Annotated in this window: 20 protein-coding genes, 1 tRNA gene and 2 pseudogenes; 12 read left to right on the top strand and 11 right to left on the bottom strand. The window is 66.4% G+C overall.

Annotated features, from left to right (window positions below):
• Positions 1 to 112: 112 nt before the first annotated feature.
• Positions 113 to 1,057: an aldose 1-epimerase family protein gene (locus tag C9992_RS07555; protein WP_106814970.1), complete on the top strand. Its 945-nt coding sequence runs from the start codon at positions 113 to 115 to the stop codon at positions 1,055 to 1,057.
• A 76-nt stretch (positions 1,058 to 1,133) separates the two neighbouring features.
• On the opposite strand, the gene C9992_RS07550 is transcribed toward C9992_RS07555, so the two are convergent.
• Both C9992_RS07550 and C9992_RS07545 read right to left on the bottom strand, forming a co-directional pair.
• Complete coding sequence (locus C9992_RS07550) at positions 1,134 to 1,334, bottom strand: hypothetical protein (protein WP_106814969.1); 201 nt, start codon at positions 1,332 to 1,334, stop codon at positions 1,134 to 1,136.
• Positions 1,335 to 1,430: 96 nt separating this feature from the next.
• Positions 1,431 to 2,294, bottom strand: a complete 864-nt coding sequence (locus C9992_RS07545; RefSeq protein ID WP_106814968.1) for an SDR family NAD(P)-dependent oxidoreductase — start codon at positions 2,292 to 2,294, stop codon at positions 1,431 to 1,433.
• A gap of 103 nt (positions 2,295 to 2,397) precedes the next feature.
• On the opposite strand from C9992_RS07545, the gene C9992_RS07540 reads away from it, so the two are divergent.
• From C9992_RS07540 to C9992_RS07530, 3 genes are all read left to right on the top strand, one after another.
• Complete coding sequence (locus C9992_RS07540) at positions 2,398 to 3,027, top strand: asparagine synthase (RefSeq protein ID WP_106814967.1); 630 nt, start codon at positions 2,398 to 2,400, stop codon at positions 3,025 to 3,027.
• A 107-nt stretch (positions 3,028 to 3,134) separates the two neighbouring features.
• Positions 3,135 to 3,207: transfer RNA gene (locus C9992_RS07535), tRNA-Arg, on the top strand.
• A gap of 188 nt (positions 3,208 to 3,395) precedes the next feature.
• The gene (locus tag C9992_RS07530) at positions 3,396 to 4,688 is read left to right on the top strand and encodes a glycosyltransferase (RefSeq protein WP_106814966.1); all 1,293 of its coding nucleotides are present in this window, start codon (positions 3,396 to 3,398) and stop codon (positions 4,686 to 4,688) included.
• A 375-nt stretch (positions 4,689 to 5,063) separates the two neighbouring features.
• On the opposite strand, the gene C9992_RS07525 is transcribed toward C9992_RS07530, so the two are convergent.
• The 3 genes from C9992_RS07525 to C9992_RS17945 form a co-directional block, all read right to left on the bottom strand.
• On the bottom strand, positions 5,064 to 5,657 hold the full coding sequence (locus tag C9992_RS07525; RefSeq protein ID WP_106814965.1) for a hypothetical protein: 594 nt from the start codon (positions 5,655 to 5,657) through the stop codon (positions 5,064 to 5,066).
• Between the two features lie 210 nt (positions 5,658 to 5,867).
• Positions 5,868 to 6,623: a DUF4839 domain-containing protein gene (locus C9992_RS07520; RefSeq protein WP_106814964.1), complete on the bottom strand. Its 756-nt coding sequence runs from the start codon at positions 6,621 to 6,623 to the stop codon at positions 5,868 to 5,870.
• Between the two features lie 99 nt (positions 6,624 to 6,722).
• On the bottom strand, positions 6,723 to 7,004 hold the full coding sequence (locus tag C9992_RS17945) for a hypothetical protein (protein ID WP_146145309.1): 282 nt from the start codon (positions 7,002 to 7,004) through the stop codon (positions 6,723 to 6,725).
• 127 nt (positions 7,005 to 7,131) lie between these two features.
• Here C9992_RS17945 and C9992_RS07510 point away from each other — a divergent pair, with 127 nt between their 5' ends.
• The 4 genes from C9992_RS07510 to C9992_RS07495 all read left to right on the top strand — a co-directional run bounded on the left by C9992_RS07510 (position 7,132) and on the right by C9992_RS07495 (position 10,293).
• Positions 7,132 to 7,605, top strand: coding sequence for a hypothetical protein (locus C9992_RS07510; RefSeq protein WP_106814962.1), 474 nt, complete (start codon positions 7,132 to 7,134; stop codon positions 7,603 to 7,605).
• Between the two features lie 258 nt (positions 7,606 to 7,863).
• On the top strand, positions 7,864 to 9,123 hold the full coding sequence (locus tag C9992_RS07505) for a P-loop NTPase family protein (RefSeq protein WP_106814961.1): 1,260 nt from the start codon (positions 7,864 to 7,866) through the stop codon (positions 9,121 to 9,123).
• Between the two features lie 374 nt (positions 9,124 to 9,497).
• Positions 9,498 to 9,914 (top strand): hypothetical protein, encoded by a 417-nt coding sequence (locus C9992_RS07500; protein ID WP_106814960.1) that lies wholly within the window; start codon positions 9,498 to 9,500, stop codon positions 9,912 to 9,914.
• Position 9,915: 1 nt separating this feature from the next.
• Positions 9,916 to 10,293, top strand: a complete 378-nt coding sequence (locus C9992_RS07495) for a hypothetical protein (protein WP_106814959.1) — start codon at positions 9,916 to 9,918, stop codon at positions 10,291 to 10,293.
• A 121-nt stretch (positions 10,294 to 10,414) separates the two neighbouring features.
• Here C9992_RS07495 and C9992_RS07490 read toward each other — a convergent pair whose 3' ends face one another.
• Positions 10,415 to 10,795, bottom strand: coding sequence for a hypothetical protein (locus C9992_RS07490; protein WP_106814958.1), 381 nt, complete (start codon positions 10,793 to 10,795; stop codon positions 10,415 to 10,417).
• A gap of 126 nt (positions 10,796 to 10,921) precedes the next feature.
• Here C9992_RS07490 and C9992_RS07485 point away from each other — a divergent pair, with 126 nt between their 5' ends.
• Both C9992_RS07485 and C9992_RS07480 read left to right on the top strand, forming a co-directional pair.
• Positions 10,922 to 11,170, top strand: coding sequence for a hypothetical protein (locus C9992_RS07485; protein ID WP_106814957.1), 249 nt, complete (start codon positions 10,922 to 10,924; stop codon positions 11,168 to 11,170).
• A gap of 91 nt (positions 11,171 to 11,261) precedes the next feature.
• Positions 11,262 to 11,615, top strand: coding sequence for a hypothetical protein (locus tag C9992_RS07480; protein WP_146145308.1), 354 nt, complete (start codon positions 11,262 to 11,264; stop codon positions 11,613 to 11,615).
• An 81-nt stretch (positions 11,616 to 11,696) separates the two neighbouring features.
• On the opposite strand, the gene C9992_RS07475 is transcribed toward C9992_RS07480, so the two are convergent.
• On the bottom strand, positions 11,697 to 11,927 hold the full coding sequence (locus tag C9992_RS07475; RefSeq protein WP_146145307.1) for a hypothetical protein: 231 nt from the start codon (positions 11,925 to 11,927) through the stop codon (positions 11,697 to 11,699).
• 277 nt (positions 11,928 to 12,204) lie between these two features.
• Between C9992_RS07475 and C9992_RS07470 the strand changes: the two genes are divergently transcribed.
• Both C9992_RS07470 and C9992_RS07465 read left to right on the top strand, forming a co-directional pair.
• Positions 12,205 to 13,203 carry an IS481 family transposase gene (locus C9992_RS07470; protein ID WP_106814954.1) on the top strand — a complete coding sequence of 333 codons (999 nt, stop codon included), beginning with the start codon at positions 12,205 to 12,207 and terminating at the stop codon, positions 13,201 to 13,203.
• A 100-nt stretch (positions 13,204 to 13,303) separates the two neighbouring features.
• Positions 13,304 to 13,768, top strand: a complete 465-nt coding sequence (locus C9992_RS07465; RefSeq protein WP_106814953.1) for a hemerythrin domain-containing protein — start codon at positions 13,304 to 13,306, stop codon at positions 13,766 to 13,768.
• Positions 13,769 to 13,790: 22 nt separating this feature from the next.
• Here C9992_RS07465 and C9992_RS07460 read toward each other — a convergent pair whose 3' ends face one another.
• The 4 genes and pseudogenes from C9992_RS07460 to C9992_RS18355 all read right to left on the bottom strand — a co-directional run.
• The gene (locus tag C9992_RS07460; protein WP_106814952.1) at positions 13,791 to 14,201 is read right to left on the bottom strand and encodes a hypothetical protein; all 411 of its coding nucleotides are present in this window, start codon (positions 14,199 to 14,201) and stop codon (positions 13,791 to 13,793) included.
• Positions 14,202 to 14,333: 132 nt separating this feature from the next.
• Entirely contained in the window at positions 14,334 to 14,942 is a 609-nt protein-coding gene (locus tag C9992_RS07455) for a hypothetical protein (protein WP_146145306.1), read from the bottom strand.
• Positions 14,943 to 15,302: 360 nt separating this feature from the next.
• A pseudogene (locus tag C9992_RS18360) lies at positions 15,303 to 15,500 on the bottom strand (LacI family DNA-binding transcriptional regulator); the annotation flags it as partial.
• A gap of 36 nt (positions 15,501 to 15,536) precedes the next feature.
• Positions 15,537 to 15,917: pseudogene (locus tag C9992_RS18355) on the bottom strand (CGNR zinc finger domain-containing protein); the annotation flags it as partial.
• Between the last annotated feature and the right edge of the window lie 145 nt (positions 15,918 to 16,062).

The following is a 16,062-nucleotide window of genomic DNA, read 5'->3' as shown; positions in this document are numbered from 1 at the left end:
GAAGGACGCGCCGCAATGACGAAGCTCGAAACGGCGTGTTGTCCGCACAAACCGAGCGACCGCTAGCCTGAACTGCGGCGCACTTTCCGCATCTGAAGAGGATTCGAAACCCATGGCACGACCCCCTGCATCCGGAGTACAGCACGCCCTGCGGGCCGGCGACTACGAGGCCGTCATCGCGAGCGTCGGAGCCACGCTCCGCTCTCTCACGTACCAGGGCCGCGACCTCGTGGTGCCGTTCGAGGCCGACGAGGTGCGCCCCGCGCACCGCGGCGCGACCCTCGCGCCGTGGCCGAACCGCGTCGTCGACGGCACCTACTCCTTCGGCGGACGCGACTTCCAGCTGCCGCTCACCGAGCCCGCCCGCTCGCACGCCCTGCACGGTCTGGCGACGTGGCTCGACTTCGAGGCGATCGACAAGGGACCGGACCACGTGACGCTCGCCGCCGTGATCCAGCCGCAGACCCCGTACCCGTGGCGGCTCGTCGTGACGACGACATTCTCCCTCGGACCCGACGGGCTCACCCAGTCCGTCACGGCCCGCAACGAGAGCGACGAGCCGGCGCCGTGGGGCACCGGCCCGCACCCCTACCTCGTGGCGGGGGAGGGCAAGGGCGACGGCTGGACGCTCGAGCTGCCCGCGGGCCAGGTGCTCGCGGTGACTCCGGATCGCCTCATCCCCACGAAGCTGGAGGCGGTCGACGCCGAGGACCCCCAGCGCTTCGACTTCCGCTCGCCGCGTGCGATCGGCACCGCCGAAATCGATCACGCGTACACCGGTCTCTCGCGCGACGACGACGGCCTCGCCACCGTGCGCGTCACGGCGCCCGACGGCACCGGCGTTGCGATGTCGTGGGATGCCGCGTGCCCGTGGGTGCAGATCCACACGGCCGACAAGCCCGATCCGGCCCAGAGCCGTCTCGGCCTCGCCGTCGAGCCGATGACCTGCGCGCCCGACGCGTTCAACGCGCCGGCCTACGACTACGATGCGGGGCTCATCGTCATCGAGCCGGAGGCATCCGTCACCGCCTCCTGGCGCACCTGGGCGATCGCCTGAGCCCGGCCCGAGCCTCTCGAACATGAGAGGAGGACGACGCCGGCCCCCCGGTCGGCGTCGTCCTCCGGCATCGAGATCAGGTGTCGTCCCGCAGGTCTTCCTTGATGTCGTTGCGCGCTTTCACCGAGTCGCGCTCCGCCTCGGCCCGCCTGACGTCGGCGTCGGCCTTCATCTCGTCCGCCTTGTCGCCGATGCGATCGGTCGTGTCGTCCCACGTGTCCTTGATCTTCTCGCCGACCGCCTTGGCGGTCTCTTTCGCATCGTCCATGAATCCCATCGGTTGCTCCTCTCCTGAGGGATCCCTTTCGACGGTACGCCGGGGGCCCGCGCGCGCCCGGAGGGGTTGCGCGGTGACCGGAGCCTTGCTACCCGGCTACTGGGGCTGACCTCGGCGAACCGGCGTCGTGGTGTCGATCGCGTCGCGCAGCGGCCGGCGCATCGCCACCCAGTAGCGGGTGGGTGCGAGGCGGGCGAGCACGTCGACGAGCCGTGCCTCGCGGCCGACCATCGTGCGCGGACGTCGGTGGACGGTGGCCTCGACGATGCGCGCTGCCGCGTCGGCGGGGTCGGTGTGGTACATCGCCGCCTGCGCCGCGGCGGCACGCTGGGCGACGGCCGGGTCGATCGCCGCAGCGTAACGGCCGTGGAGGATGATCCCGGTCTTCACGCCGGCGGGGTAGACGGCGCCCACCGTCACGGTCGTGCGCTCGAGCTCGTGGCGCAGCGCCTCGGTGAAACCGCGCACCGCGAACTTGCTCATCGCGTACGGGATGCGGCCCGCGGGCGCCGCCAGGCCGTAGATCGACACCAGGTGGGTGATGTGGGCGGCGGGCTCCTTCCGCAGCGCCGGCAGCAGGGCCTTGGTGATGTTGACGGTGCCCCACAGGTTCACGTCCATGAGCCAGCGCATCTCGGCCATGGTGAGCTGGTCGATGTCGCCCAGCATGGATGAGCCCGCACACGTGATGAGCATTCCGACATGGGAATGGGATGCCTCGACCTCGGCGGCCAGCGCCGCCACCGCGTCGTCGTCGGTGAGGTCGACCACGTGGGTGGTGTGCCCGTCGCCGTCGAGCGTCGCGGCCACCGCGGCAAGTCCCTCGGCGTTGCGGTCGACCAGTGCGATGCGGGCGCCGCGCGCCGCGAGCTGACGCGCGATCTCCGCGCCCATCCCGGCGGCCGCGCCGGTGATCACGGCGGTGCGCCCGCGGACCTCAAGAGGTGGCTTCTTGGCCATGTCCTGCCCTTCCCTGGCCGGCGTCGACGTCGACGACCTGGCTTGTCGATTCTCGCCGACTCGTGAACGCGCCGCGGACGCTAGCCTTTTCGAGGGAGGTGCGATGGGCAAGACCGCAGAGGCGATCGCCGAAGGGGTGTCCATCGCGTCCGCCGCCGCACGGCTGGCGATCCGCAACCGGATCCTCGTGGACACGATCGCGAACGACGAGCCGTTCGAAGTCAGCGCCTTCACGCCGTTCGCGCGCGAGACGCTCATCGCGCTGGCCGATGAGCAGGACGAGGCGGCCGCCCTCGTCAAGCGTCAGCGCAAGAAGGCGTGGGGGAAGTTCACCGACCCCGACGGCACGCACGACTATCGCGATCGCGACACCCGCAACCTCCGCAAGCGCGGGCGCCAATACGCGGGCGTGGCGCAGGAGCTGCGTCGCATGGCGGACGATCCTCACGTGGTGCGCACGCTGATCGAGCAGTCGCGGGATGCCGCGTGGGGCGACGTCGAGTCCAACCTGCAGCGACGGCTTCGCGTGGAGGGAATGCGCCCCGAGCTCGACCCCGACTACGAGCGCATGCGCGCCGCACGCATGCAATCGATCCGGCTGGTGGATCTTCCGCGTCTGGCCGCCCACAAGCGCCATCGCGACGCCGAGGACCCGGATGCCACACCCGACGTCGCGCCGGCCGCACCCTCGCCGCGCGTGGGCGGCGTGGACGTCAGCGAGCTCGAGTCCTGACGCCGCTGCGGGGGAACACGCCCGGGATGCCGGCATCCCCGGTCCGATTCGCGCCCGGCCAGAGCGTGGGGTATTCTTGACGAGTTGTGCGCGCGAGCGAGCAACATGCGCCCGTAGCTCAATGGATAGAGCATCTGACTACGGATCAGAAGGTTAGGGGTTCGAGTCCCTTCGGGCGCGCACTGTGTTGAGACAGTGACCCTCGAAAGCCCGCGGATCTCCGCGGGCTTTCGTTCATTCGGTCACCTTCACCGATCCGCTCACGTACGGACGCGCGGTGGCGCCGATCGTCCCCTGGCCGCCTCGTTCGGCGAGGTGAGCGGCCCAGGCCGTAGCACAGGCTGACTCTCCGCGGCATCCTTGGTCGCATGGCGCGCTTCTTGATCTCGGCAATGCCGTTCACGGGCCACGTCAACCCCATCCGCGCCGTCGCGACGGCACTGATGGCCCGCGGACACGACGTACGGGTCTATACGGGTGCCGCCTTCCGAGTCGCGGTCGAGTCGACGGGCGCCCGGCTGGTGCCGTGGCGTCATGCGCCGGACTTCGATGAGAACAACCTCGTCGCCACGTTCCCGCGGCTACAGGGTAGGAAGGGGATCCGTCAGGTACTGGTCAATGTCGAAGAGGTCTTCATCCACACCGCTGCCGCCCAGGTGCAGGATTTGCACGACGAATGGGCGCGTGAACCGTGGGATGTCCTCGCCAGCGACGACGTCTCGATCGGCGCGGCGCTGTATGCCGCGCAGAGCGGCGGCCCATGGGCGACGATCTCGGTGACTCCGCTCAACCTCTTCGGACCTCAGGGGCCGCCATCCGGACTCGGCCTCCGGCCGGGGACGAACCCGATCACCAAGGCGAGAGACGCTGCCCTCCGCGCGGCCGCACCGCTGTTCGCCAGACCGCTGGGGAGGGCCATCGCAAAGGCGGAGGAAGCGATCGGCCTCCGGCCGCGTGGGCTGACGATGGAGCAGGTCACGTTCTCGCGGCAGCTCATCGTGGCGAGCGGGTCGCCGCTGCTGGACTTCGAGCGCACGGACCGACCCGGCTTCGTGCACTTCGTCGGTGAGCTTCGGATGCCGCCATCCGTGACGCGGTCGCTGCCGGAATGGTGGAGCGAACTCGACGGCCGCCGGGTCGTCCACGTCACACAAGGGACTCAGAACATCGATCCCGCCGACCTCATCGAGCCCACGCTCGAGGCCCTGGCCGACAGGGACGATCTGCTCGTGGTGGTGGCGACGGGCGTCGCCGGAGTCGACGAGCTGCCCTTTCCCGTTCCCTCCAACACTCGTGTCGCAGGATTCCTCCCGTATGCCGCGCTTCTTCCAAGGGTGGATGTCGCCGTGACGAACGGCGGATGGGGCGGCACGCTCGCGATGCTCGCCCACGGCATCCCCCTCGTCATCGCGGGAGGCGACCTCGACAAACCCGAGGTCGCCTCTCGCGTCGCATGGACCGGAGCAGCCGTCGACCTGAAGACCGGCACGCCGACCTCGGCTCAGGTCGCGGCCGGACTCGACACGCTCTTGTCAGCCCCGTCCTACCGGGATGCCGCAGCCCGCGTCGGAGCACAGTTGCGGTCGCTCGGCGGAGCCGACCGGGCAGCCGAACTGCTCGAGCGGGCGTTACTGAAGGGCGACCCTCCGTCGGCAACTTGACTAGCCAGTCTGTGTGCAACCGGTCGTCCACCGCGCCGGCAGCGGCTGGACCGCAGCGCCGCGCGCAGCCGATGCGGTGGGAGCCCGGGACCCAGCAGCGCTGGCCTGAGCTTTATCAGCATGCGCCGAACCGTTCCGTGGGCCCCATGACCGCTGCGCCACTGCTCATGCTCGGAACCGTCGCGCTTATCTGGCTCGCCGCCGTACTCGCCCAGGCAGGGATCCCTCAACGCGCACTGCGCGATGGGGGCGGTCACGCACGCACGCGGATGCGCATATGCCATCCGTCAGCGGGCGCCGAGCATTAGGGGAACCGGAACGCGCAATTGCGATCCCGAGTAGACCGTGAGTCAAAATCCCGCTTCGGCTGCGGTCTCATCCCATGCCGGGCGCTCCATATTGGACTCCATCCGGCAGTTCCGGGCACGAAGCGTCAGCTGTCTGGGCTGCGATCTCCGCACGCACAGCGACGCCGTCCGGAACGACTAGGAGGGTGTATACGATTCCCTCCTGAGCGCCCGGTTCCGGGATGTATCCGAGGCTCATCCCGTCACTGTCCATGCCGTCGGGCCGGTCGTCTCCCCACACAGAGACGAGACCGCCGGCGGGGTGTTGGTCGAGCCAGTCGGCGGTGTCGCTGAGAGTGGCGTCGGGGACCAGCCAGAACGCCTCAAGCTCAGAGACCGGCCCGCACGGCCAGCCCGTGTAGGAGGAGAGGAACGAGGCGACCGTCGAGGTGGCGGCAGTCGTACCGGGCGGGAGGGAGATGTCGTCGAGCCATGCCTGGGCCTGCGCCTGTGCCTGCTCGTCGTCGCTTCCCGACGCGATGACACCAGAGCGAGACGGTGTCGGCTCGGGCGTGGTGGCGGCTGCCGGGGCGGGTTCACCCGCGGGCGTCTGCCCGGTCGCGCATCCGGTTAGGGCGAGGGCGGCCACAATCGATGCGGCGAAGGTGATGGGGTGGCGCATCCGACCACTCTAGGAGGCACCCCGAGGCTCGCGGTGCGCGCTACACGCGTTTTGGGGCAGTCCGACTAGGCGAGGCGGCAACCACTGTGTGGGGCACCCGCTGACCCGTTCACCGCGGACTTTGAGCCACGCGACGTGGGCACGCGCCGCCAGTCGATCCGCATCCAGGCAGTCCACGCAGGCGGAGCCGCCGCGTGCATCGGGGATGGCCTAGCGGACTGCTGTGCTGACCGGCTCGATCAGAAACAGGCACCTGCTCTCCTCATACCCGTCAACCTCCGCAGTGACCGCCAGGTTCGTGCCGACGCCGACGCTGTCGGGAACGTCACCAGCCCAGCGCATGTCGTTCGTGGTATTCACGTCACGGAACTGGAACGCCGGCCCCGGCGCTGACGTCTCGCTGTAGTCGCCGGCGCCGATGAGGATGTCGTAGCGGGTAGTGGCACCGTTGTGCGGGTTGATCGCGCCGATGTATCCGGGGAACGCGATCGTGTCGCCGCTGTGCGCCGCGGCGAATGCCGCGATGTCAGATGAGCAGTAGTCCCCGAGGGCGAGGATCGCCGCGAACTCTGGACTGTCCTCAGGAGTCAGGGCGGCCGGCCCTGGCGCGGTTGTGGGAGTGGGTTCCGCTTGCGTCGGCTCAGGTGCCGGCTCCTCCTCAAGCGCCTCTTGGGTTGGGCTCGTCGCTGCTCCCGTGGACTCGGCGGGCGCGTTTCGTTCGCCGATGACACCGATGGTAATGACGGTCCCGAGGATAAGTGCAAGCGCTGCACCACCAATGATCCAAAGTAAACGCCGGGACTTCGGCTTTGGGCGACGGAAAGTGATCTCGGTCTGCAGTTTCCCCTGCGTCTGCGAGACGACTTCCCAGCCGTCGTCCTGCCACTTCTTGATGGTTCTGGACTCCATACCACGCATCGCGCGGGCGGTCCGCTCCTCGTACTTGACTTCGGTGTCCGTCGTCATTCTCAGCTGCCCCCATTCAGTGCCGAACCTGATCGGCCTCGCCGAGCCTATCGATCGCGCGGGTCCGGTTCTGACGCGGGTACCAAAGCGTGACGAAGCTCAATGAGCTTCCCAATAAGGGCGCTGCCCGCTCATCGGTTCTTGCCATGCGCCGGCGAGCTTGAGTTCCGTTGCATTGCCGATGCTTGCGGTGCCGACCGGCCGCCAGCGAATGACCAGCAACGCCTTCCGACCAATGTCGTCGGTGCTTGATACAACGTCGATATGGTCCTGACTGGCATCGACTTCGATCTCGTCGACATGCGCGGGTGGATTCTCGAGGGTCGATGGGATGCGCTGGTAATCCTGTGGAACGCCGGAATCACCGCGGCTGGGCAGCACTGGTGGTTCGGCCCGCTCGTGATCACACTTGTCCTGATTGCGGGGCGACGAGCCTGGATCCGTCTCGCTCGCTTCGTTCTCGGCGCCTACCTCCGCGGCTCCGCTGACTCTGGAAGGGTCTGAAAACGTGACTGACCTCGAGGAGCTGCCTCTTTCCGAACTCTTCGACGTTCATGCTCGTATCCAACGCGAGTTCGCCCGCCGTGGGGTCTCCAGAACGTCGGGGGCTATCCATGGTGAGGTCGGAGAGGGCTTGGCGCTTGCGGTGTACGGCCGTGCGTTGCCGCCGCCCGGAACAAAGGCCTACGACCTGGTCGACGCGCAGAGGCGTCTGATCCAGGTAAAGACCCGCACGCTCCCGAAGGACGATCACCGAATCTTCCAGTTCCACAGCCTCGACTTCGACGTCGCGGTGTGCATCCGATTCGACCGCGACTCGAACGAGCTCGAGTGGGCACGAGAGTTCGACAACTCAGAGTTGCGCTCGCTCGTGAGTCCTCACGCGCAGGGCCCTCGCCTGCCGATGGGGCGGACACACGCGAACGGACGAGACGTCACTTCTACGTTTCGGGCCGCGTACAACGCGCTGCGGGGCAGCTAGTCGGTCGCGCGAGCGAACGTGTCCCTGGGATCCCCATCCGGGCATTGCGCGTTGATGGTGGGTATCCGGTCGCGCTGAGGCGTGCTCGGCGAGTTTGAGGGCGGTGTCCCTCCTGGCCGCTCAATCCGCCTCAGGCAAGGTGCGAGCGGCTGGTGAGTCAGCACAGCGTGGCGGTGCGGCAGAGGCGGGGCCCCGAAGCCGGTTTTCGCCCGGTGTCGTGGCACAAGTGAGCAACGATCCAGCCCTAGGATCGGGCACATGTCGCTGAGTCCCGACGATGTGTTCATCCCTGGTGGGTTGCCCAGTGAGACCTACGTCTCGCGAGCGCACCTGAATCTTGAGGAGGACCTTGAGCATTGGCTTGAGCGCCGCCAAAAGCCGCTCCTCTCAGTATCCGGGCCGACCAAATCCGGCAAGACCGTTCTCCTGAAGCGGCTCGTGCCGAGCGCAGTCTGGCTTTCTGGCGGTGCTATCGACTCTGCTGACGACTTCTGGAGTGCGATCTGCGACGAGTTGGAGGTCTTCACCGACCACTCGCTGTCGTCGGAGCGTACGCGTGGCAACGGAGCACACCTCGAAGGGGAGCTAAACGCGGGCGTCGTGTCTGTCTCCGGGGGCGCGTCGGCCGACGACGCCCTCACCTCGGGCATCACTCGCTCGCGGGCTGCGGACCCACGTTCGGCCGCTCGCCGCGCACTCCGCGATACCGACCGCATCGTCATCATCGACGACTTCCACTACATCGACGGCGATGAGCAACTGCAGATCGTCCGTGGCCTCAAGGACCTCATCTTCGACGGGCTGGGAGTCATTGTCGCCGCCGTCCCGCACCGCGCCTACGACGTGGTTCGGGTCGAGAAGGAAATGACAGGCCGCGTCGAACCGCTCACTGTCGCCCAATGGAACGACGATGACCTGTCGCTTATTGGCAACCAGGGCTTCAACGCACTTCACGTCGCCGTGCACAAGTCCCTTACTCGTCGGATGGTTAAGGAGAGCTTCGGCAGTCCTCACCTCATGCAGACCCACTGCCTGAACCTCTGTCTCGCCAATCGCGATGAAGAGCGGAAGCTCAAGTCCCCGTTCACCTCTCCCGACTGGAAACAGTTCTTCGAGAAACAGGCGGCTGCTTCATCGAAGTCGGCGTTTGACCTGCTCAAGACCGGACCACGAACGCGCACCGACCGCATGTCACGGGAACTCAAGTCGGGTATCAGCACCGATATCTACGGCGCAGTGCTAGCCGCCATCGAGAACACCGGTCCTCGTACGACCCTCGTTTACGAGGAGATCCGCGCGTCGATGCGAGAAATCTTGGCATCCGACCTCCCCCAGCGGCACGAGATTACCAATGTCCTTGAACAGATGACGACAATCGCCAAAGACAAGATCGAAGGCGAGCCGGTCCTGGAGTACGACGCTGAGTATTCGACGCTGCACCTCGTGGACCCGTTTTTCGCCTACTACCTGAGGTGGGCACCTGACTCACTGAAGGACATCGCAATCTCGAAATCCTGAGCGCACGCACCTACCGTCCCGCGACGTCGGCTGTTTGCGATCCACGCGCCGGTCTTGCGCCGTGCGTCCATGGGGACGGGGCCTACCCGGTTGATGGCCTTGTTCAGACCGTAGCGGTCATGCCGCTTCAGCTTCACGGCGAAGCCAGACTTGTTTACGCGATCCCGAGTCCTGTGTCCATGGCCATGACGTCAACAGGATCCGACGGCCGCTGCGCATCGGTATCGCGCCCCTGCTCGCCTTCGGGTGACCAGCGTCACAATGCTGACTACAACTCAAGCGACGTTTGCGACCGCGAGTATGGACCGGACGAATGCACCGATTCGCGCGGCAAAGCCGTGGCTCGCTTCAACTCGTGGCATAGGATCGGCGCCATGCCGAGCCGCGACAATCGGATCGAGAACGATCGCCAGTCGCGCCGTGCTGCCCGAGACGCTCAACAGTCGGTGGAGCTGTACGAGCCGCCAAGCGAAGACGAATGCCTCAAAGACGAGAACGAGATCTACCTAAGCAAGGATCACCAAATCCTCACTGTCCTCTGGTTCTACGAGGGCAGGCTCGTGCGCTTCTTCATCGCATGGATGAGCCGCGATCGCGACGGTGAATGGTCGGAGCGGTACTCCGTCTGCGCGCAGCATGGGTACTTCCACGAGCACACCACTGGCCATCACCGCGCCGACGACCGCCAGGACATCTTGCCGCTCCGCTCGCAGGTTGACGTGCAGGAATGCCATGACAGCGGCTATGAGCGCGTGCACAATAGGTACATATTCGCGACAGGTGGGGGCTGAAATGAGCGACGACGTTCAGAGTGATCGCGACAAGGCAATCATCCGTGTCATGAAGTCGCTTGCGCGCCTGCGCGCTCACGGCGACGTCCTGCCCGTTCGGCGTTCCAACGGCGTCGCGCCGATCGTCGTCGTCCTGCCGTCCGACCGCGTCGGCGACGTCGAGGAGCAGGTGCACGACGCGGGCGGCGTCGCCAACGTGATCATTGCCGAAACGAACGGCTTCGTCATCTGGTCGTGGGACTGCACCGTGCCAGCTTCCGAGGACGCCCTGCAGGTGCACGAACACTCGACGATGGAGATGTTTCGGCTGTGGTGCGAGTCGCGCGAAGACGGGATCGCCAGCTATGACCTGGTTCGCGAGCTCGCGTACCAGTTCTAACGGGTAGTGCCGACGCGGGACGCTCGATGAAAGCGTAGCCATCCGCTGGAGACGTCGCTCGGATGCCGGTCCCTCAGCGAGCCACATATCCCCCCCCCGGGGACGCGGCGGCGGGCCGTCCTCAGAAATCGCTGGGCTGGATCGGGAGGAACTCCCATGCGGCGGCTGCTTCGGCCGCTGGAAGCCAGCGGAACTCGTAGCGGCCGCGGCGCTCGGTGCTCCATTCGTCGCATTCGATGTAGCCGTGCTTGATGTGATTCACGTATGACCAAGGCGGGTAGTCCTCGATGGAGCGTTCGCGGGATCCATCCGGCCAAACGGCGACCAACCAGACCCACCACTGCAATTGCCGCGGGCTGAACAGCGTCCTGAACTCGGAGAGGCTCGAAGCCAGATGCCCGACGACTTGGCCCTCGCGCAAGAGCTCGCCGACCCCATCCCGGAAAACTTCGATCGAGGCATCGGGCGGCGGTGGCTTGCTCCACCATCGAGAAGGGCTCACGCGAGCGATTCTTTCAGTCCGGCATGCCCCTCCCTCCGCCGGGTGTCTCGGCGCGGAAGGTTTTTCGGCCCCGCCCGGGAGCGGGCCTTCTTTGGAGCGGTCAACTGGGCTGGATATCGTCGACCTGTGCTGTCCATGCCTGTGCTGGCGATCCTGCTCGGCGTCGCGATAGCGGTGTTCGGCTTGATATTCACGCTCAAGGCGTCGTCGATCGCCGACACCATGTGGACGCGAAACGAAAGCCGCACCCGACACTCGCGGTTGCTCGCAGCGCCGCGGAGTTACTACCTCTGGCTGTGCCGCATAGGAGGCGTCGTCCTGTCGGCGGGTGGCGCTGCCCTCGGCATTGGCGGTGTGACGAACCTGCTGACCTAACGAGGCAAACCCGATGGCCGGTCCTCCAGCGAGCGGTCGTCCGACGAGACATGATTGACTTCGTACGTGGGTCTAACGCTTGGGTCTTGCCTTGTCGGATGACGTCGGCCCGAGCCCTCAGGAGGTCGATCCTCCTGTATCCACCACGCGACTGAGAACCGGACGGATTGGCTGGATCCTCTGGCTGACCGTGTTGGTCGCCACCGGCATCCAAGCGATACTTGGCATGGGCCTGCTCATCGACGGTGGATTCGGTGGAGGCTTGCGTCCCGATGACGTCGCAGTCTGGATCGCCACAGTGCGCGTACTTCTGGTCGCCTCCATCGCCTCCTGCGTCCTCGCGATAATCGCGAAGCGTTGGGTTCTGTCCTCGCTGTCGGTCGTTCTCACTCTGGTGCTCATGGTGATGAACATCCTGCGATGGAACGTTGGCGGCCCTCCATAGCTTGGTGCGTCCCCCGCCCAAGATCAGAGATGCGCGGAGCCGGCTCTGTGCGAGCGGTGAAGGGTTCTCAACTGCACCGCGCTAGCCGCGGCGCGAGGAGGCGCGTCGAGCCAGCTGGTCTTCTCGCGCGAACACCGCGGCATACGTGATCCCGACGAGGAGTACGGTTCCCACCAGCAGCAAAACGCCGTTGGTCGCGGCGACTGCGGAATTCATCAAGACGCCGGCCGCCGTCGTGAAGGCCCCCGCAAACAGTGCGACCACCGTGGCCACGCGTGCCGCGATGCCCACCCGACGCCCTCCAGCGCTCATGTTGGCATTCTTCCAAACAAAAGCCCGTGCCGAAAGCTCCTGCCACGCTGAACGCTGGCCAGTCCCATTGCGTGCGCCTGCGAAGTGGACGAGTACGGGCCTACTGGAGAGAATCGCAGAGACCGCGCGTCGCGGGAACCTGGGACGGAGTAGAGCAGCGTGACCGAGAACGGCCAACTAGCTGTTCTTCCCCGACACGTTGTGAACGTCTGAGGTAGGCGAAGACCTCCGGGGACGATGTGGGTACCACCCTCACATCCGCTCCACGGAGGTCTTCGTGACTCACGCTAACGCGCCTTTGACGCCGGAAGGGCGTCGTCGTCTTGCTGTTCTCGTCGTCGACGAGAAGTGGCCCCTGCGGCGGGCCGCGGAACGGTTCCAGTGCTCGCCGGCGACAGCGAAGCGGTGGGCTGACCGATCCCGCGCCGGGTGCCCGTTGACCGACCGCAGCTCTCGCCCGCACTCGTCACCGTCACGGATCTCCAGACGCACGGAGCGCCGGATCGTGGCGTTGCGGTTCCCCCGCCGATGGGGGCCGCATCGGATCGCGTATCACCTGCGCCTGCACCGCTCCACCGTCGGCCGCGTGCTGGCCCGGTATCGGATGCCGCTGCTGACGCATCTGGACCAGGCCACCGGGCTGCCCGTCCGCAAGCCGAAGCCGGTCCGATACGAGGTCGACAGACCGGGCCGGTTGGTGCACGTGGATATCAAGAAGCAGGGTCGTATCCCCAACGGCGGTGGACACCGCATGCTGGGCAGACAAGCCGGGAATCGCAACAACAAGAAGCGGGGCCGCGGCTACGCGTTCCTGCACCATGCCGTCGACGACCACTCCCGGCTGGCGTACTCGGAGATCCTGGCCGACGAGCGCAAAGAGACCGCGGCGGCGTTCTGGCGCCGCGCGAACGCGTTCTTCCAACAGGCCGGGATCGCCGTCACCGCCGTCATGACCGACAACGGATCTTGCTACCGCTCACGCGACTTCGCCGCCGCCCTCGGCGACATCCAACACCGCTGGACCAAGCCCTACCGGCCCCAGACCAACGGAAAGGTGGAGAGGTTCAACCGCACCCTCGCCGCGGAATGGGCCTATGCCGCGACCTACGCCAGCGACGAAGCACGCGCCGCCACCTACAACGCCTGGCTGCATCACTACAATCACCACCGACCCCACACCGGCATCGGCGGCCAAACCCCCTCAGCCCGCGTACCCAACCTCACGGGGAAGAACACGGGCTGGCACCTCTCACGTTGCGTCCGATTCCGTAAGTAATTGGGGGAGACCGCTAGGCTGTCGACGCGCTCGCTGATCCGATGGTCAGACTGCGCTCAACACGGCGGTCACCTATGAAAGCTCGTACCGATATCGTCGCGTGAGCGACATCCCAAGGCTGGCCGCATGGCGGCGACACCTTGTTGAAGCGCATGCAAGGCTGCGCCTCGCACTTGAAATCGCACAGAAGGCCGCGAGCGACGGCGCTGACATCTCGGACGCTTCTCGAGATCTGCTGTTGTATTGCCACGGGTTCTGCGTGGCTCTCGATGGACATCACCGAGGTGAAGACGCGATGCCTTTTCCTGCGCTCGTCTCGCAGCACCCGGAGTCCGCGCGCGTGGTGCGGATGCTCCGGCAGGATCACGACATGATCTCCATGCTCTTGAGCAGATTCGATGTCGGGGTGAAGTCCGCCGAGTCCCCGACGACTATTGCGCAGCATCTGGAGGGCATCGCGGCGATCATGGAATCACACTTTCGATTCGAGGAACGCGAACTTGAGCCGCTCCTCGACGGGCTCGAACTGCACGCGCAACCTGGAGACGTTCTCGGACCGATGTGACCACTCGCCCCGACGCCGGTCGTTAGGCGGGCGGATCTTCAGGCTCGTTCGAGCGTGCGCGCCAGGGTACATAAGCCGAGACTTCGGCGACATCGGTTAGCCGAGTTCGGCTTGCCATGAATACCGCGACGCTCCCGAAGAGCGCCCCGCCGACGATCAGCGCTGTGGGCAATTGCGACGGGTCTATCCGGTCCCGTGTACCGGTATCGGTCGCGATAAGGATGCACTCGAGTCCGAGCGGGATCAGGGACCAAGCCCCTTCGGCGATCACGGACTCGGGGTTGTGACCCGCCCCCAGATCAGTGGCGTACATCGAATCAAATACGCATGCGTAGTCCGCGCCGTTTCTCATCGCCGAAACGGCCAGCCCACTCACGGCGCTCCCGCCGGCGAGGATCAGGACGATCCCGACGACGGCCGTCGCGACGACCATCTGATGGGTTCCAAAGCGTCGCGCCACCCGCTCATGATCACACCGATCCCTTGTCTCGATCTACGGGCCTCGGCGTTCGTCGGAGGTCCACCACCGCACGTCTCGAGGGGCAGGCGACCTCCGTGTGCTGGGTCAGTCTCCGACGCTCCCAGGCAGGGCGTCTTCCGCCCGCGCCGTCACCGAGTCCAGACGCGGATCGTTGCGCAACTGTCGGAAGATCGGTGGTTCGGCTGCCACGATCAGCGAATCCGGGTACAGCCGGCCGCCCCACGCCAACCGGGTCTCCACGTCCCATGCGAACTCGGGCACCCGACGTCCCGCTTCCACATCAGCCGGACTAAGATCGGCCGCGAAGTAGTCTTGCCCGTGAACACGAACGGGTGAGTCAATGGGCACCTCGCCGTACCCGACCCACCGCAGGCATCGCATCGCCATGTCCCCGATGGCATCGCGCAGCGCTTCTGCGGTCGATTCGTCCAGTTCGCCCATGCAGGAGACGAGGTCTCGGATCTCGGGTTGTTCCTGCGCTACCTGCTGTGTCGCTTCGAACCAATTCAGCGACGCCGGATGATTCTCGACGTCGACATATCGCGACCACCGCACGGACTTTCCGTCACGGTCGATGAACGGCAGATACAGACGCAGCATCGGGAGGCCGCGGTGGGAAGCGGGGACAAAGTCAGGAGCGAGCCTTTGCCATCCAGACTCGTCCAGATCAACTGCCGTCTCGACCATGCCCATGACCGTAGCCAAGGCCTCTACGACCGCGCGACCCTCGATAGGCAGGTATGCGCGCAACCCGGTCCCTCCGCGCGCGGAAGTCACGACCATCGCGGCGAGTCTCGCGCCGATCGGGCGCGGCGGCATAGTGGCCCGACCGCCCAGGATCGGTCATGCACGCATAGCCGGCCCGACGCGATGTTCGGTGACGGTACGCCGCATGAACGCCCATGACTCGTCCATCAACAACCGGGTCCGCGGACGACGCGCAACAGGCGGCATCCTGGCTCCTCTGGTGTGAACCTCGGCGACAACTCGCCGTCTCTCCAGCTGAGGCTCGGCGCTTCTGGCCCGATATCAACCAGCGCTGGCGGACCCCGCCCCGGTGCGCAGCTGCCGCGCCGCGAGGTTCGGGCGGTAGCCGAGTTCGTCGATGGCCTGCTGCACGCGCGCGCGGGTCGGCTCGGCGACATGACCGGCGCCGTTGACGACATTGGACACGGTCTTCGCGGAGACACCAGCCCTGCTGGCGACATCGACCAGGGTTGCGACGCGGTCGGCCGTGCCCGCCTGAGGAATGACGAGCGAGTCGCTGTCGCGTCCGTTGCGGCGCCGCATCTTCACGTAGTTCCCGCAGCCTTCCATCGAGCACCATCGTCCCGAGCCGTTGCGGCTGCTGTCCCAGTACGCCCACCGGCACGTGTCTCGCGAGCACGCCTTCAGGCGCTGCCAGCCGGCGTGCTGCCGCGCGGTGTGGATGGCCTCCACGATGGGCGCGAGCGGGTTCGCGTCACGGCCCCCGGTGGCCCGCACCCGAGCGGCGCCATCCGCGGTGAACACGAGTGTCAGCGGGATGTCGCTGAGCGCGTCGTTGAGGTCCTCGATCGCCGCGCGACGGGGTTCGTGCCCGGCGTGGCTGAGCAGCACCTCGCGCAGCCCCTCGCGAATCCGCCGACCCCGCACCAGATGAGCCGCACTCACTCCGGCGGCCGGCATCGATCTCTCGCGCATCCAGGCGGCGAGGCGGGATGCCGTCGGCCACGCCTCGTCGTCTTCTTGCCACTCCACCGTGTTGACCAGATCTCTGATCAGCGCGATCTGCGGAGGTTCGGCGGGTGACGCTCCTGACGACATGACACCA

The sequence above is a fragment of the Microbacterium timonense genome (genome assembly GCF_900292075.1).
Classification (GTDB): Bacteria; Actinomycetota; Actinomycetes; order Actinomycetales; family Microbacteriaceae; genus Microbacterium; species Microbacterium timonense.
Note: the sequence above shows the minus strand (reverse complement) of the source record. Positions and strands in the feature narration are given on the sequence as shown.

Coding starts and splice junctions, on each gene's coding strand:
- C9992_RS07460 (WP_106814952.1), bottom strand. CDS start 14,201: ATGGTCGTCGCGACGGCCGTCGTCGGGATCGTCCTGATCCTCGCCGGC.
- C9992_RS07545 (WP_106814968.1), bottom strand. CDS start 2,294: ATGGCCAAGAAGCCACCTCTTGAGGTCCGCGGGCGCACCGCCGTGATC.
- C9992_RS07540 (WP_106814967.1), top strand. CDS start 2,398: ATGGGCAAGACCGCAGAGGCGATCGCCGAAGGGGTGTCCATCGCGTCC.
- C9992_RS07495 (WP_106814959.1), top strand. CDS start 9,916: ATGAGCGACGACGTTCAGAGTGATCGCGACAAGGCAATCATCCGTGTC.
- C9992_RS07530 (WP_106814966.1), top strand. CDS start 3,396: ATGGCGCGCTTCTTGATCTCGGCAATGCCGTTCACGGGCCACGTCAAC.
- C9992_RS07520 (WP_106814964.1), bottom strand. CDS start 6,623: ATGACGACGGACACCGAAGTCAAGTACGAGGAGCGGACCGCCCGCGCG.
- C9992_RS07550 (WP_106814969.1), bottom strand. CDS start 1,334: ATGGGATTCATGGACGATGCGAAAGAGACCGCCAAGGCGGTCGGCGAG.
- C9992_RS07500 (WP_106814960.1), top strand. CDS start 9,498: ATGCCGAGCCGCGACAATCGGATCGAGAACGATCGCCAGTCGCGCCGT.
- C9992_RS07555 (WP_106814970.1), top strand. CDS start 113: ATGGCACGACCCCCTGCATCCGGAGTACAGCACGCCCTGCGGGCCGGC.
- C9992_RS07525 (WP_106814965.1), bottom strand. CDS start 5,657: ATGCGCCACCCCATCACCTTCGCCGCATCGATTGTGGCCGCCCTCGCC.
- C9992_RS07455 (WP_146145306.1), bottom strand. CDS start 14,942: ATGGGCATGGTCGAGACGGCAGTTGATCTGGACGAGTCTGGATGGCAA.
- C9992_RS07505 (WP_106814961.1), top strand. CDS start 7,864: ATGTCGCTGAGTCCCGACGATGTGTTCATCCCTGGTGGGTTGCCCAGT.
- C9992_RS07475 (WP_146145307.1), bottom strand. CDS start 11,927: ATGAGCGCTGGAGGGCGTCGGGTGGGCATCGCGGCACGCGTGGCCACG.